This is a genomic window from Serratia marcescens (assembly GCF_029846115.1).
Lineage (GTDB): Bacteria > Pseudomonadota > Gammaproteobacteria > Enterobacterales > Enterobacteriaceae > Serratia > Serratia marcescens_L.
Genome location: NZ_JARVZZ010000001.1, coordinates 3,355,150 through 3,367,885 on the forward strand (window position 1 = coordinate 3,355,150; position 12,736 = coordinate 3,367,885).

A 12,736-nucleotide genomic window follows, 5' to 3' on the forward strand; every position below is an offset into this window, starting at 1 on the left:
CTCTATGCTCGGTGGCGACAGCATGGGCTGACTACCTGGAGCAATAAAGATGAGTGAATACGGATCCTCCGCCAACGCGATCGACGGCGTGATAGAGAAAGCCTTGCGCGAAAAACGATTGGTTGGCGCGGTCGTTTTGGTGGCGCAGGGCGGTGAGATCGTTTATCGACGCGCGGCGGGCATGGCAGATCGCGAAGCGGGCAAACCGATGGCGTGCAATACGCTGTTTCGGCTGGCTTCGGTGTCCAAACCGATCGTGTCCACGGCGGCGCTGGCGATGATGGCGAGAGGAGACATGCAATTGGACGATCCCGTTACCCGCTGGCTGCCGGATTTTCGTCCGCGACTGGCGGATGGCACCCAACCGTTGATGACGCTCTGGCATTTGATGACCCACACCGCCGGGCTAAGCTACCGTTTTTTTCAGCCGGAAGGCGGATGCTACGCCCGATTGGGCGTCTCCGACGGGATGGATGAGGCGGCGCTCAGCCTGCCGGAAAATGTGCGGCGTATCGCTTCCGCGCCGTTGCTGGCACCGCCCGGCGCGGAGTGGCGTTATTCCATCGCCACCGATGTGTTGGGCGCGGTTATTGAACGGGCGAGCGGCCTGCCGCTGGCGCAGGCGGTCAAAAAATGGGTGACCGGGCCGCTGGCGATGACGGATACCGATTTCCTGGCGGTGGACGCCGCGCGCCTGGCGGCCGCTTACGCTGACCATCCCGGCGAGCCACGCCGCCTGCGCCAGCCGGATCGTTTACCGTTCATCGACGGCAGCGCCGGTTTTCATCTGTCGCCGGCGCGTGCGCTGGATCCGCAGGCGTACGCCTCCGGCGGCGCCGGCATGGTCGGTTCGGCCGAGGATTTCCTGCGCCTGCTGGAAACGTTGCGCCAGGGGGGCGGGCAGGTGCTGCCGGCTGATTGGGTGGCGGCGCTGACCACCAACCAAATCGGCGATCTGCCGATGCCGTTTTGGCCAGGGCGCGGCTTCGGCCTGGGTATCACCGTGCTGAAAGATCCTGTCGCTGCGCAAACGCCGGAGTCTGTGGGCAGTTGGCGAATGGGCGGCACCTATGGCCACTCGTGGTTCGTCGATCCTGCCCGGCAGCTCAGCGTGGTGGCGTTTACCAACACGGCGCTGGAAGGGATGTCCGGCACCTTTGTCGGCGAGATTTGTCAGGCGGTTTATGCCGCCACGGGAGTGCCGTCATGGGCCTGATGCCACCGATTTTCTTCATCGCGCTGGGGCTGTTCGGCGTTTACTGCATCGAGTTCGGCGTGGTGGGCATCTTACCGCAGATCATCGTGCGCTATGACATCTCCACGGCGCAGGCCGGCTGGCTGGTCGGGGTCTTCGCCCTGACCATTGCGCTGTTCGGGCCGCTGTTGGTGCTGCTGGCGTCGCGGTTCAATCGCAAACGCATGCTGTTGATCGCGTTGACCGTGTTTGCGGTAGCCAGCGCGCTGGCCGCGCAGGCCGACAGCTTCGCCATGCTCATGCTGCTGCGCATTTTGCCGGCGTTGTTTCATCCGATCTACTTTTCACTGGCGATGGTGGCGGCCGCGGCGCTTTATCCGCCGCATCAGGCCACCAAAGCAACCGCTTATGCGTTTGTCGGCACCAGCATGGGCATGGTGTTGGGGATACCGTTGACGCAATGGATCGCCGGGCAGTTCAGCTATGAGGCGTCGTTCCGGTTTTGCGCGCTGGTCAACCTTCTGGCGGCGCTGGGATTGCTGTGGCGCTTGCCTGATACGGCCGTGCAGCGTCTCAGCTACGGCAAACAGTTGGCAATCCTGCGCAGCGGCACGCTGTGGTTGAATATCACTACCTGCGTGCTGATCTTTGCCGCCATGTTTGCCGTCTATGCTTACGCGGCCGAGTACCTCAGCCGTGAAATCGGCCTCAGCGACGGCGTCATCGGCTTGCTTCTGGTGGCGTTCGGTGTGGGCGGCGTCGTGGGCAACCTGTTGGCCGGCAGATGGCTGAGCCGCCATCGTGCGGTGACGGTGCTGCTGCATCCGATAGCCTTGATGGCGGCCTATGCGCTGCTGTATCGCTACGGCAGCGCGAATATCGGCGCGATGACGGCGCTTTGTCTGTATTGGGGGGCGGCGCACACCAGCGGTTTGATCGTGACGCAGATTTGGCTGACCTCCGAAGCGCCGCAGGCGCCGGCGTTCGCCACCGGGCTGTATATCGCCTTTATCAACCTGGGCGTGGCGGTGGGGTCGTTGGTGGGCGGTTGGTTTATCGCCGCCTGGGGGCTACAGGGCAGCCTGCTGTGCGGTGCCATGTTTGCCGCACTGGCGGCGATCGCGATCGCCGCCAGGCTATGGCTGCAACGGCAGGCTACGCTTGCGTTGCGTCAATCATCGCCATCACCTGCCGAAACATCGCGCTTTCCGCATCGGCCAGTTCGTTGACCAACGTAAAGTGATTGCAGTGGCGATCGGCCAGCAGTTGGACGTCGAGGCCGCGCGCCAGGCAGGCGTCATAATAGGCCTGCGTCTGGTTTTTAAACCCTTGGGTTTCCCGCTGGCCGACGTCGAGCAATATCTGCGGCGCATGGTCTTTCGCCGGCAGTAAAAACAGCGGGCTGAGGGTTTGCGCCTGCTCGGGCGTCAGGTGCAGCCAGTCGTTGATGTAGATATCGCACAGCGGGCGCAAATCGTAGAGGCCGCTCAGCGCCAGCGCGCCTTTGATCGCGTCGGGCGGCAGGCGATAGCGTGGCTGCCAGCCGTCGGCGATCAGCATGCCGCACAGGTGGCCGCCGGCCGAACTGCCGCTGACGAAAATGCGTGCCGGATCGATGCCGAAGGGTGCCCCGTGATGATAAAGCCAGGCGACGGCGCTGCGCACCTCGTGCACGATCTCCGCCAGCGTCGCTTCAGGCGCCAGCGTGTATTCCAGTGTGGCGACCGCCACGCCGCGACGGGCAAACGCGGCGGCCATCGAACAGGCTTCCTCTTTGCGCTGCGAATGCCAGTAGCCGCCATGAATAAAGATCAGCAGCGGGGCGGGCTGCGTGCAGGCCGGGAACAGATCGAGGCGCTCTGCGGCGCTCATGCCGTAGCGCAGGTCGTAAATGCCGGGTGTCTGCGCCCTGGCGCGCTGGGCCAGCGCGGCGTATTCCGCCATGCAGGCGTCAAAATCCTCCACCGAAGCGCGGGCGTTGTATTGCATGGCGCGTGCGCTCAGGTCTTCAAACGTCAGATCGATGCTCATCACTTCTCCGGATTGTTATGCGTTATGCCTTCATCATCGTCCCGCAGGGGAAAAGATGTTTGATCTCCGGTGCGCATCATTGCGGCTTCTCTGATGCTGTTTTCTGCTGTATATTGCTGTTTTATGCTTTTTACTGCGGAATAAACCCATGCACAAAGCGGCACGACAGCGCCATTTACTGGATTTGCTCAGCGAACGCGGGCAGGCGGCGGTGGCGGAATTGGCCGGCGCCATCGGCGTTTCGGTCGATACCGTGCGCCGCGATCTGGCCGATCTCGAGCGGCAAGGGTTGGCGCAGAAACATCACGGCGGGGCGATCGCGCTCGAACCGTCCGATATGCCGCGCCAGGCGCGCGCGGCGCTGTTGCCGCAGGTCAAGCAGCGGCTCGGCCGCGCGGTGGCCGCGCAGATCCCACCCGGCAGCACCCTGATGCTGGATGCGGGCAGTACGCTGCTGGCGGTGGCGCAGGCGCTGCGCGGGCCGGCGACGGTGATTACCGCTTCGCTGGATATCGCGCAGTGCTTGAGCGACAGGCCGGAGATCAACCTGATTCTGCTTGGCGGCCAGTGGGATGCGCGCCAGCGGCTGTTCGCCGGCAGCGCCACCCTGGCGTTGTTGCAGCGCTACCGCGCGGATATCGCCTTGCTGGGCGCCTGTGCGGTGCATGCGCAGCTGGGGCTGAGCGCCGGCGAAGAGGCCGATGCAGAGGTCAAACGCGCCATGCTGGCCAACAGCGGCGAGCGCTGGCTGGTGGCCGACCATATGAAGCTGGATCGCTGCGAACCGCATCACGTTGCGGATCTGGCGCAGATCCAACGCCTGTTTACCGATCGCCCGTGGGACAACCTGGACGAACAGTCATTGATTGAACTTTGTGTCGTCGCCGACGACCGCTAGAGGAGAACACTGATGAACGATACCGCTCGACCGTTGCAGGTGGCGCTGATTGGCTACGGCTTTGTCGGCAAGGCGTTTCACGCGCCGCTAATTAACGCGGTGCCGGGGTTGGAACTGAGCGTGGTGGCTTCGCGCGATGCCGCCAAGGTGCATGCCGATCTGCCGCACGCGCAGGTGATCGCCGATCCGCTGGAGGCGATCCGCCGGCCGGAGGTGGATTTGGTGGTGATCGCGTCGCCGAACGACACCCATGCGCCGCTGGCGCTGGCCGCGTTGGAGGCGGGTAAGCACGTGGTGGTGGATAAGCCGTTTACGCTGGATTTGGCGCAGGCGCGCACGCTGATTGCGGCGGCGGAAAAACACGAACGCCTGCTGTCGGTGTTCCAGAACCGCCGTTGGGACAGCGACTACCTGGGCGTGAAGCAGGTGATCGAACAGGGGCTGATCGGCAAGGTGACGCACTTTGAGTCGCACATCGATCGCTACCGCCCTGAAGTGCGGGTGCGCTGGCGCGAGCAGAACCTGCCGGGCAGCGGGCTGTGGTTCGATCTGGGGCCGCACATGGTCGATCAGGCGCTGCAGCTGTTCGGCTTGCCGCACAGCGTGCAGGCCAACATCGCCACGCTGCGCCCCAACGCGCAGATTAACGACTGGGCCCACGTGGTGCTCAACTACCCGACGCACCGCGTGATCCTGCACGGCAGCATGCTGGTGGCGGGCGGCGTGTCGCGCTTTACCGTGCACGGCGAGAAAGGCAGCGTGGTCAAAGCGCGCGCCGACGGGCAGGAGAGCCAACTGCTGGCCGGCGTGACGCCGGGTTCGGCGGAGTGGGGCAAAGACGACGACGCGATGAGCCTGTTTATCGGCACAGAGCCGGTACGCACGCTGCCGACGCCGGATGGCGATCAGCGTCAGTATTACGTCCAGGTGCGCGACGCGCTGCGCGGCGCCGGCAGCAATCCGGTTACCGCCCCGCAGGCGCTGGCAGTGATGGCGGTGCTGGAGGCGGCCACCCTGGCGGCGGAAACCGGCGTCACCCAAACTCTGCCGCTCACCGAGGCGGAGATCGCCGCCTGGTAACGGCTCGCGTCAGATAAGGCGTCAGACGCATGGATACAGTGCATGCCGTGCGTCTTCCGCCATCCCAACCCCTGGCATAGGCTAACCCTCAGTCTATGTCAGGAGTGTTTATCATGTTATCCCATCCTTCGCCGCAGGGCGTCCGCGGCATATTGGCCGCACTGTCTCTGAGCATGCTACTGTCATCGCTCGGTATCAGCATCGCCAACGTCGGGCTACCGGCGCTCGCCACCGCGTTCCATGCTTCGTTCCAGGCGGCACAGTGGGTATTGCTCTGTTATTTGCTGGCCGTCACCACCTGCATCATCGGCATCGGCCGCTTGGGCGACAGCCTTAATCGCCGCCGGCTTCTGCTGGCGGGTATCGCGCTGTTTACCGCCGCTTCGCTGGCTTGTGCGCTGGCCCCGCAGCTTTGGCTGCTGCTGGCGGCGCGCCTGGCGCAGGGGTTGGGGGGCGCGGTCATGATGTCGATCGCCATGGCGCTGGCGGGCGAAGCGCTGGGCACGGAAAAAATCGGCCGTGCGATGGGGCTGCTCGGCACGATGTCGGCAGTGGGTACTGCGTTGGGGCCGTCGTTGGGCGGCGCGCTGATCGCCGGTTTCGGCTGGCGGGCGATGTTTCTGATCAATCTGCCGCTGGGCCTGTTGGCGCTGTGGCTCGCCTGGCGATACTTGCCGGAGGGGGCACGCCCGGCAGCGCGCCAGGAACCGTTCGATCGCGCCGGTACGCTGCTGCTGGGCGGCGCATTGCTCTGCTATTCGCTGGCGATGACCCTTGGGCGCGGCAATTTCGGCGCGCTCAACCTGGCGTTGATGCTGGGGGCCCTGTTGGCGGGGGCGCTGTTCATCGGCGTGGAACGCCGCGCCGCATCGCCGCTGTTGGCGCCGACGATGTTCCGCCATCCGGCCCTGACGGCGGGGCTGGCGGCCAGCGCGCTGGTGATGACGGTCATGACCGCCACGCTGGTGGTCGGCCCGTTCTACCTGTCACGCGCGCTGGGGCTTAGCGCCGCGCAGGTCGGGCTGGTGATGTCGGCGGGGCCGGCGGTGGCTATCCTGACCGGCATTCCGGCCGGTTATCTGGTGGATCGTTTTGGATCGCAGCGCATCGCCCAGTTTGGGCTGGCGGCGGTGGCCGCCGGGGCGGCGTTGTTGTCGTTGCTTAGCCGCTGGGGCGTGCTGGGCTATGTCGCCCCCATCGCGCTGCTGACCGCCGGCTATGCGCTGTTTCAGGTGGCCAACAACACCATGCTGATGAAGGATCTGTTTCCCGAGCGACGTGGGCTTATCGCCGGCATGGTGAATCTGGCGCGCAATCTCGGGGCGATCACCGGCGCTTCGGCGATGGGGGCGCTGTTTTATCTGGCTTCGCTGCGGGTAGCGGGCACCGCGGCGGCGGCCGTGGCTTACGGGATGCAGATGACCTACGGCGTGGCGTCGCTGTTGGCACTGGCGGCGTTGCTCATCGCCCTCGGCGGCCGCCGGCTGATGCTGCGTTACGACGCGCGCTGAACCGCGTAGCGTTCTTGCACGAACCCGTTATCCGAGGGGGTGACGGCGAGCAGGCGCAGGCGCTGCTCCGGGCCAGCGGCGCCGAATAAGGGAATGCCGCCGCCCAGCAGCAGCGGCACGCGGGTAATCGTCAGCTCGTCGATCAACCCGGCCTGCAGGAAGCGCTGGATGGTCTGGCCACCGTCGATATACAGGTGACGGCAGCCTTGATCGGCCAACTGCGTCACGATGGCCATCGGTTCGCCAGTCATCCAGCGAACGTGTCCGGTATCTTGTTGTGCGGGCGGCTGCGTCGACAGCACCACCACTGGCAGGTCGCCATAGGGCCACTCGGGAAAGGCGCGGACTTTTTCATAGGTATGGCGGCCCATCACCAGCGCGTCGATGTCGGCGATAAACGCCTCATAGCTCAGACCGTTAAGTAACGAAACCGCGTACTCGGGGCGCAGCAACCAGTCGATGTCGCCGTCCGCACCGGCGATGAACCCGTCCACGCTGGTGGCGATATAAACCGAACATTTCATCAGGCGAGATCTCCACGGTATACCACATGGACCTTGTTGCCGTCGGGGTCGCGCAGGTAAGCGCCGAAATAACCCTTGCCGTAATGCGCGCGTTCGCCGGGCTCGCCTTCACTGCTGCCGCCCGCCAGCAGGCCAGCGGCGTAGGCGCGTTTGACCTCCAGCTCATCGGCGGCGAGGAAGGCCAGCATGCTGCCGTTGCCGGCGCTGGCGGGCTGCCTGTCGAAGGGTTGGTAGGCGTAGAAACGCGGCAGCGTTTGGCCCGGCCTCACCCAGCAGCGGGCAGCGGGGCCGCCGTCCGGCGTCACTTCTCGCCGCTGTAATCCCAGCGGCAACAGAATGGCGTCGTAGAAGGCGGCGGCGGCGTCCAGATCGCTGACGCCGACGGTAATATGGCTGAACATGGCGCTTCCTTTCCGAAGAGAGAGTATGAACGGAAACAGTAGCAGCGATATTGCAGAATGGACAGACCGCAACGGAGGATTCGGATTAGGGACGCGCGCAGGGGCAAAGCGCGCTTCACGGTAGGCGGGACAGGCCGCCGTTCAATTGCTTTCGACGCGCGGATTGGCGTGAGTCGGTTGGCTGGGATAGTCCACCTGATGCTTGTGCAGATAATCGCGGATCAGCTGGCGCACCACCTGGGAAGGGGTGACGTCCTGCTGCAGGCACAGTTCTTCCAGGGCTTTCTTCTTGTCCGGGTCAATCAGCACCGTTAGCCGCGCCGTTTTCTTTTCCATCAGGATCCTCCAGAGAATGATAACTGAATGATAATACCACGTGGGCGAAGCGGCCAGCCAGACCGCGTCGCCGCTCGTCTTTAGCGGAAATGCAGCCGCTCTATTTTACGCGACAGGTAGCCGAGTTCGCAGTTGAACAGCTCGCCGCTGCCGGCGGCCAGGTTGCGCAGCGCGCTCAGCGGCAACGTCACCTTGCCCGGCGTGGCGTAAATGATCACGTTGCCGCTGGGGGCGACGCAAAACAATACGGTGCCGAATATCCGGTGCAGGCTGTGGTACAGCAGGCTGCTTTCGTCGGGCAGATCGTGATAATTCAGCACCAGCCAACCGCCGTCATTCAGCCGCGCGGCGCAGTTTTCCAGGAATGTCTGGGTGCCTTGCTGCGGATCCATGGCGAACGCCGAATAGAGATCGGAGAAGATCAGATCGTAACGCGTCTCGACGGGCGGGCGCACAAAGTCCATAGCGTCGGCGGTGCGCAGGCTGATGGTGTCGGTGGCCGGCAGCGTAAAATAGCGGCGCGCGACGGCGATCACCGCAGCGCGCAGCTCGACAACGTCGAGGCGCATCGCCGGATCGAGTGCGTGCAGCGCACGCAGCAAGCTGCCGCCGCCCAACCCCAAAATCAACGCCGAGGCCGGCGGCTGCCAGGCCACCGCCATCAGCATCGCTTTGATGTAGTTGTGGATCGGCTGCGCGGGGTTGCTGAGGCTCATCTTGCTCTGTTCGCAGATGCCGTCAAACCGTAGCGTGCGATAGTCCTTGTGGTCGGAAACGATGATTTCGCCCCAGGCGTCGGTTTCGCGAGCGATCACCTGGCCGCGCGGAGAGAAATCGAGGGTTTTGAGTAAGCTGTCAACCAGAGACATGGTATTCGCAGGGCTCCTTCGGCAAGCGGCCTATTTACGGGCGCACATGAAATCGGCGGTGCAAATGCGCCGGCCGTCGATGCTGGCGCGGCCGGTAAAGCGGGCGATCGCCCCACGGCGGCGCACAAAGGCGACCTCCATCAGCACCTGGTCGCCGGGGCGGGCGGCGCGATAAAACCGCGCGCGCTGAATGGACGCGAAATAGTAATGCTCCCCCTCGTTCAGCGCCCCGAGATAGTAATGGGCCAACAGACCGGTGCTTTGCGCCAGCGCTTCCACCAACAGCACGCCGGGAAAACCGGCGAAGTGCGCGTGGCCGTTCCAGAACGTCGGCTCATTGGCGGTGATGTTCTTGATGGCGCTCAGCCTCCCTTCGGCAATGCAGGTGCCGGCGGGCAGCACGCGATCGACCAACAGGCAGGGATAACGATGAGGCAAAATCGCCTGAATATCGCTGAATTGCAGGGGGTGACCAGTCAATGGCATGGGAGAGCGTGATCCTGTCTGCGGCGAAACCGGTGCGAGGGCCGGCGTTCAGTCCATGATGAGTGTAATAACATTATAATAAAATTATCATCAGATGTGCCAGATGAAAAACGACGGCGAAGAAGGGGGCGTGAGGGAGGCACCCGATCATGACGACCGGGTGTGGCAGTGCGTTTTAGTGCTTGGAGCGGGTCACTTTATCCAGATAGCCCATCACGAAAGCGGACAGCACGAAGGTGAGATGGATGATCACATACCACATCAGCTTGTTGTCCGCCACGTTCTTGGCGTCCATAAACACCCGCAGCAGGTGAATGGAAGAGATGGCGACGATGGAGGCGGCGACTTTGTTTTTCAGCGAGGTGGCGTCCATTTTACCCAGCCAGCTCAGTTTTTCTTTCCCTTCGGTGATATCCAGCTGCGAGACGAAGTTTTCATACCCGGAGAACATCACCATGACCAACAGCCCGCCCACCAGCGCCATGTCGACCAGCGACAGCAGGGTCAGGATCAGATCGGCTTCGGCGATAGAAAAAATGTTGGGCAGGACGTGCAGGATCTCCTGAAAAAACTTGATCGACAGGGCGACCAGGGCCAGTGAAAGGCCGACATAAACCGGTGCGAGCAGCCAACGGGAGGCGTACATCGTGTTTTCGAGCAAGCGTTCAATCATAAAATTTTATTAATTACGTGGCTAAAAGAGCGCTCAGTATAACGCAGGAGACCCGGGCGAAATCAACCGGTTGCGTTATCCGAGCGCCTATCACGGCGCGGATCAGGCTGTTGCACGCAAAGAGTGGCGCGTCATGCGGATCAGCCAAGCAACGCCCGCCGCGGCCGTCGTCAGCGCCACTACGCCCGGCCATCCCAGGTGTTCCAGTACGCGGCTGCCCAGTAAGGCGCCGGTGGCCATGCCGATGAACACCAACGTGAACAAAACGGCGTTAAGGCGGCTGCGGGCAGCCGGATCGAGGCCGTAAATAATGGTCTGGTGCGCGATCAGCGTGGCCTGAATGCCGAGATCAAACCCGATGGCGCTCAGCGCGATCAGTCCCAATTGTGCCGATTGCGGTAGCAGTGGCAATAAAAACATCAGGGCGAAAGAAACCGTTACCAGCGCAGCGCCGATTTTAGTGACGGCGTCAGGGCCATGTCGGTCAGCCAAACTACCCGCCAACGGTGCAGCCAGTGCACCCGCTGCGCCGGCCAGGCCGAACGCGCCGGCGACTGCGCTGCCCAGCTGATAGCGATCGGCCAGCATCACCGCGAGCGTGGACCAGAAGGCGCTGAAGGCGACGGACAAAAAAGCCTGGGACAACGCTGCGCGCCGCAATTCAGGGTAGGCGGCCCAAAGCCGGCTCATCGAACGCAGCAAGGCGGGGTAGCTCAGCGTGCTGTGTGGCTGAAAGCGCGGCAAAGCTCGCCATATCACCAGCGTGATCGGTAAAACAGCCAGCGCGGCTAGCGCATAAACGCTGCGCCAGCCGAAATAATCGGCGACCAGCCCGCTGAACACACGCGACAGCAAAATACCGGCCAGCAACCCGGTCATCACAGTGCCGACAATTTTACCGCGTCGGGCGTCCGGAGCCAGAGCGGCAGCGGCGGGGATGATGTCCTGCGCGACGGTGGCAGCCAGACCGAGCGTCAGGCTGCTGAGCAACAGCAGCGAAAAAGAGGAAACCAGGCTGCACAACAGCAGCATCATGGCCAGCAGCACGCCCTTCACCAGAATGATCCCGCGGCGATCGTGGCGATCGCCGAGCGGCGCCAGCAAGAAAATACCCAAGGCATACCCCAATTGGGTCAGGGTCGGCACGAATCCGGTATCGCCAACGCCGACATGGAAGTCGGCGCCCATGACGCTCAACATCGGCTGACTGTAGTAAATAGAGGCGACGCTAAGACCGGCACCGGTGGCCAACAGGAAAACGGTTTTGGCAGAAAGCGCACCGCCGGTGGGTGAAAGGCTCATTCGATAATTCCTGGCAAGGTGGATGTGCGGCTATTTTTGTCGTGAATGTTATCGGTGGGTAGACCCGATGCGGGTAAAACTGTTATACGTAATGCGTATGAATAAAATTAATTTGTCCAACGGCGACCGTATAAACCTGCTGCAAACCCTGGTGCGTATTGTCGAGAGCGGGAGCCTGTCGGCGGCGGCGCAGCAGCTGGGCACCTCGCAGCCGACCATCAGCCGACGTCTGCGGGCGTTGGAACAGCTGTTGGGCGCCAGGTTGATCCAACGGACGACGCATGCGCTCCATCTTACCGATGATGGCGAACGCTGCTATCAGCAAGCGCGTGGCCTGCTCGCGCAATGGCAAAGTCTGGAAGATACGCTGCGCGGCGCGCGCGACGAACCGGTCGGCGCACTGCGCGTGCGCGCTCCGCACGCCTTTGGGCAGGATCAGCTGATCGGGCCGCTCGGGGAGTATCTGCGCCGCTATCCCCAAACCAGCGTGGAGTGGACACTCAACGATCACTCTCCCGACTTCATTTCCGAAGGCGTTGACTGCGCCATTCATGTGGGCGCGGTGACCGATCCTTCGGTAGTGGCGGTACTGTTGGCGGAAGTGCCGCGTAGCACGGTGGCGTCACCCGCACTGTTGGCTGGACGACCGGCGATCGCCAATCTCGATGATTTGGCATCATTGCCGTGGCTGGCGGTAAACAGTTTTTATCGCAATGAGGTCGTCCTGACCCACGCGACCAGCGGCGAACAGCGGCGTTTCGATATTGCGCCCAGGTTGAGCACCGACAGCCTTTATGCGGCGCGCAAAGCGGCGTTGGAAGGGCTGGGCGTAGCGATCGTGTCGTCTTGGGTGGTGAAAGAAGAATTGACGCGAGGATCCTTGCAGACGCTGTTACCCCTGTGGCGAGCCGAGCCACTGCCTATCTACCTGCTGTATCCCTACGCCAGCTATTATCCCGCGCGTTTACGTAAATTCATGGAAATGATGAAAGAAACGATGCCGCGCATTATCGGCGCGCAGCCGCCGACGGGGCGCTGACGGCCTTCAGTGCCTGGCTTTTTTACCGTCGCTGTGGCCGAGAGAACGATCGGGGAAGCTGTGATCGCGCAGCCGCTGCTTTAGCTGCGCCGCATCGGGGAAGCCGCCGTCAATCTTGCGATCCCAAATCATCACGCCATCGACGCTGATTTGATAGACCCCGCCGGTGCCCGGCATCAGGGTGACGGAGGCGAGATCGTCGCCGAAGGTGTTCAGCAGCTCTTGCGCCATCCAGCCGGCGCGCAGCAGCCAGTTGCATTGTGAACAGTAGTGGATCGTCACTGCGGGGGCATTTTTCATCGATGATCGACCGGTAGTGGTAACGGCTTGCACTCAGCCTGAGGGACTTGCAAGCGATGGTGGCTTTGTCTCGCCAAATAGTCAAGCGTCT

15 protein-coding genes are annotated in these 12,736 nt (G+C 62.9%); 6 read left to right on the forward strand and 9 right to left on the reverse strand.

The window, feature by feature from the left end; all coding sequences use genetic code 11:
• Positions 1–49: 49 nt before the first annotated feature.
• Together QDT79_RS15900 and QDT79_RS15905 are read left to right on the forward strand one after the other, a co-directional pair.
• Positions 50–1,216 (forward strand): serine hydrolase domain-containing protein, encoded by a 1,167-nt coding sequence (locus tag QDT79_RS15900; protein ID WP_308316726.1) that lies wholly within the window; start codon positions 50–52, stop codon positions 1,214–1,216.
• Complete coding sequence (locus QDT79_RS15905) at positions 1,207–2,424, forward strand: MFS transporter (protein WP_308316727.1); 1,218 nt, start codon at positions 1,207–1,209, stop codon at positions 2,422–2,424. The genes QDT79_RS15900 and QDT79_RS15905 overlap by 10 nt, the downstream gene beginning before the upstream one ends.
• Here QDT79_RS15905 and QDT79_RS15910 read toward each other — a convergent pair.
• On the reverse strand, positions 2,351–3,226 hold the full coding sequence (locus QDT79_RS15910; RefSeq protein ID WP_063989830.1) for an alpha/beta hydrolase: 876 nt from the start codon (positions 3,224–3,226) through the stop codon (positions 2,351–2,353). The two genes, QDT79_RS15905 and QDT79_RS15910, sit on opposite strands and share 74 nt — an antisense overlap.
• Before the next feature lie 148 nt (positions 3,227–3,374).
• On the opposite strand from QDT79_RS15910, the gene QDT79_RS15915 reads away from it, so the two are divergent.
• From QDT79_RS15915 to QDT79_RS15925, 3 genes are all read left to right on the forward strand, one after another.
• Positions 3,375–4,124 carry a DeoR/GlpR family DNA-binding transcription regulator gene (locus QDT79_RS15915; RefSeq protein ID WP_063989831.1) on the forward strand — a complete coding sequence of 250 codons (750 nt, stop codon included), beginning with the start codon at positions 3,375–3,377 and terminating at the stop codon, positions 4,122–4,124.
• A 12-nt stretch (positions 4,125–4,136) separates the two neighbouring features.
• Entirely contained in the window at positions 4,137–5,204 is a 1,068-nt protein-coding gene (locus QDT79_RS15920; RefSeq protein ID WP_063989832.1) for an oxidoreductase, read from the forward strand.
• Between the two features lie 113 nt (positions 5,205–5,317).
• Positions 5,318–6,715 carry an MFS transporter gene (locus QDT79_RS15925; protein WP_308316728.1) on the forward strand — a complete coding sequence of 466 codons (1,398 nt, stop codon included), beginning with the start codon at positions 5,318–5,320 and terminating at the stop codon, positions 6,713–6,715.
• On the opposite strand, the gene QDT79_RS15930 is transcribed toward QDT79_RS15925, so the two are convergent.
• From QDT79_RS15930 to QDT79_RS15960, 7 genes are all read right to left on the reverse strand, one after another.
• Complete coding sequence (locus tag QDT79_RS15930; protein WP_308316729.1) at positions 6,700–7,239, reverse strand: dihydrofolate reductase family protein; 540 nt, start codon at positions 7,237–7,239, stop codon at positions 6,700–6,702. The genes QDT79_RS15925 and QDT79_RS15930 overlap by 16 nt on opposite strands.
• The gene (locus QDT79_RS15935) at positions 7,239–7,640 is read right to left on the reverse strand and encodes a VOC family protein (protein WP_063989835.1); all 402 of its coding nucleotides are present in this window, start codon (positions 7,638–7,640) and stop codon (positions 7,239–7,241) included. The genes QDT79_RS15930 and QDT79_RS15935 overlap by 1 nt, the downstream gene beginning before the upstream one ends.
• A 141-nt stretch (positions 7,641–7,781) precedes the next feature.
• Complete coding sequence (locus QDT79_RS15940) at positions 7,782–7,976, reverse strand: ribbon-helix-helix protein (RefSeq protein ID WP_004928567.1); 195 nt, start codon at positions 7,974–7,976, stop codon at positions 7,782–7,784.
• A gap of 80 nt (positions 7,977–8,056) precedes the next feature.
• A complete protein-coding gene (locus tag QDT79_RS15945; protein ID WP_308316730.1) occupies positions 8,057–8,845 on the reverse strand; it encodes a spermidine synthase in 789 nt (262 codons plus the stop codon).
• A 30-nt stretch (positions 8,846–8,875) separates the two neighbouring features.
• A complete protein-coding gene (gene fabZ / locus QDT79_RS15950; RefSeq protein WP_308316731.1) occupies positions 8,876–9,331 on the reverse strand; it encodes a 3-hydroxyacyl-ACP dehydratase FabZ in 456 nt (151 codons plus the stop codon).
• Positions 9,332–9,506: 175 nt separating this feature from the next.
• Positions 9,507–10,001, reverse strand: coding sequence for a TIGR00645 family protein (locus QDT79_RS15955; RefSeq protein WP_149559347.1), 495 nt, complete (start codon positions 9,999–10,001; stop codon positions 9,507–9,509).
• 105 nt (positions 10,002–10,106) lie between these two features.
• Positions 10,107–11,306 carry an MFS transporter gene (locus tag QDT79_RS15960; protein ID WP_308316732.1) on the reverse strand — a complete coding sequence of 400 codons (1,200 nt, stop codon included), beginning with the start codon at positions 11,304–11,306 and terminating at the stop codon, positions 10,107–10,109.
• Between the two features lie 97 nt (positions 11,307–11,403).
• On the opposite strand from QDT79_RS15960, the gene QDT79_RS15965 reads away from it, so the two are divergent.
• On the forward strand, positions 11,404–12,345 hold the full coding sequence (locus tag QDT79_RS15965) for a LysR family transcriptional regulator (RefSeq protein WP_063989839.1): 942 nt from the start codon (positions 11,404–11,406) through the stop codon (positions 12,343–12,345).
• A gap of 6 nt (positions 12,346–12,351) precedes the next feature.
• Here QDT79_RS15965 and QDT79_RS15970 read toward each other — a convergent pair whose 3' ends face one another.
• On the reverse strand, positions 12,352–12,645 hold the full coding sequence (locus QDT79_RS15970; RefSeq protein WP_004928553.1) for an Rdx family protein: 294 nt from the start codon (positions 12,643–12,645) through the stop codon (positions 12,352–12,354).
• Positions 12,646–12,736: the final 91 nt, after the last annotated feature.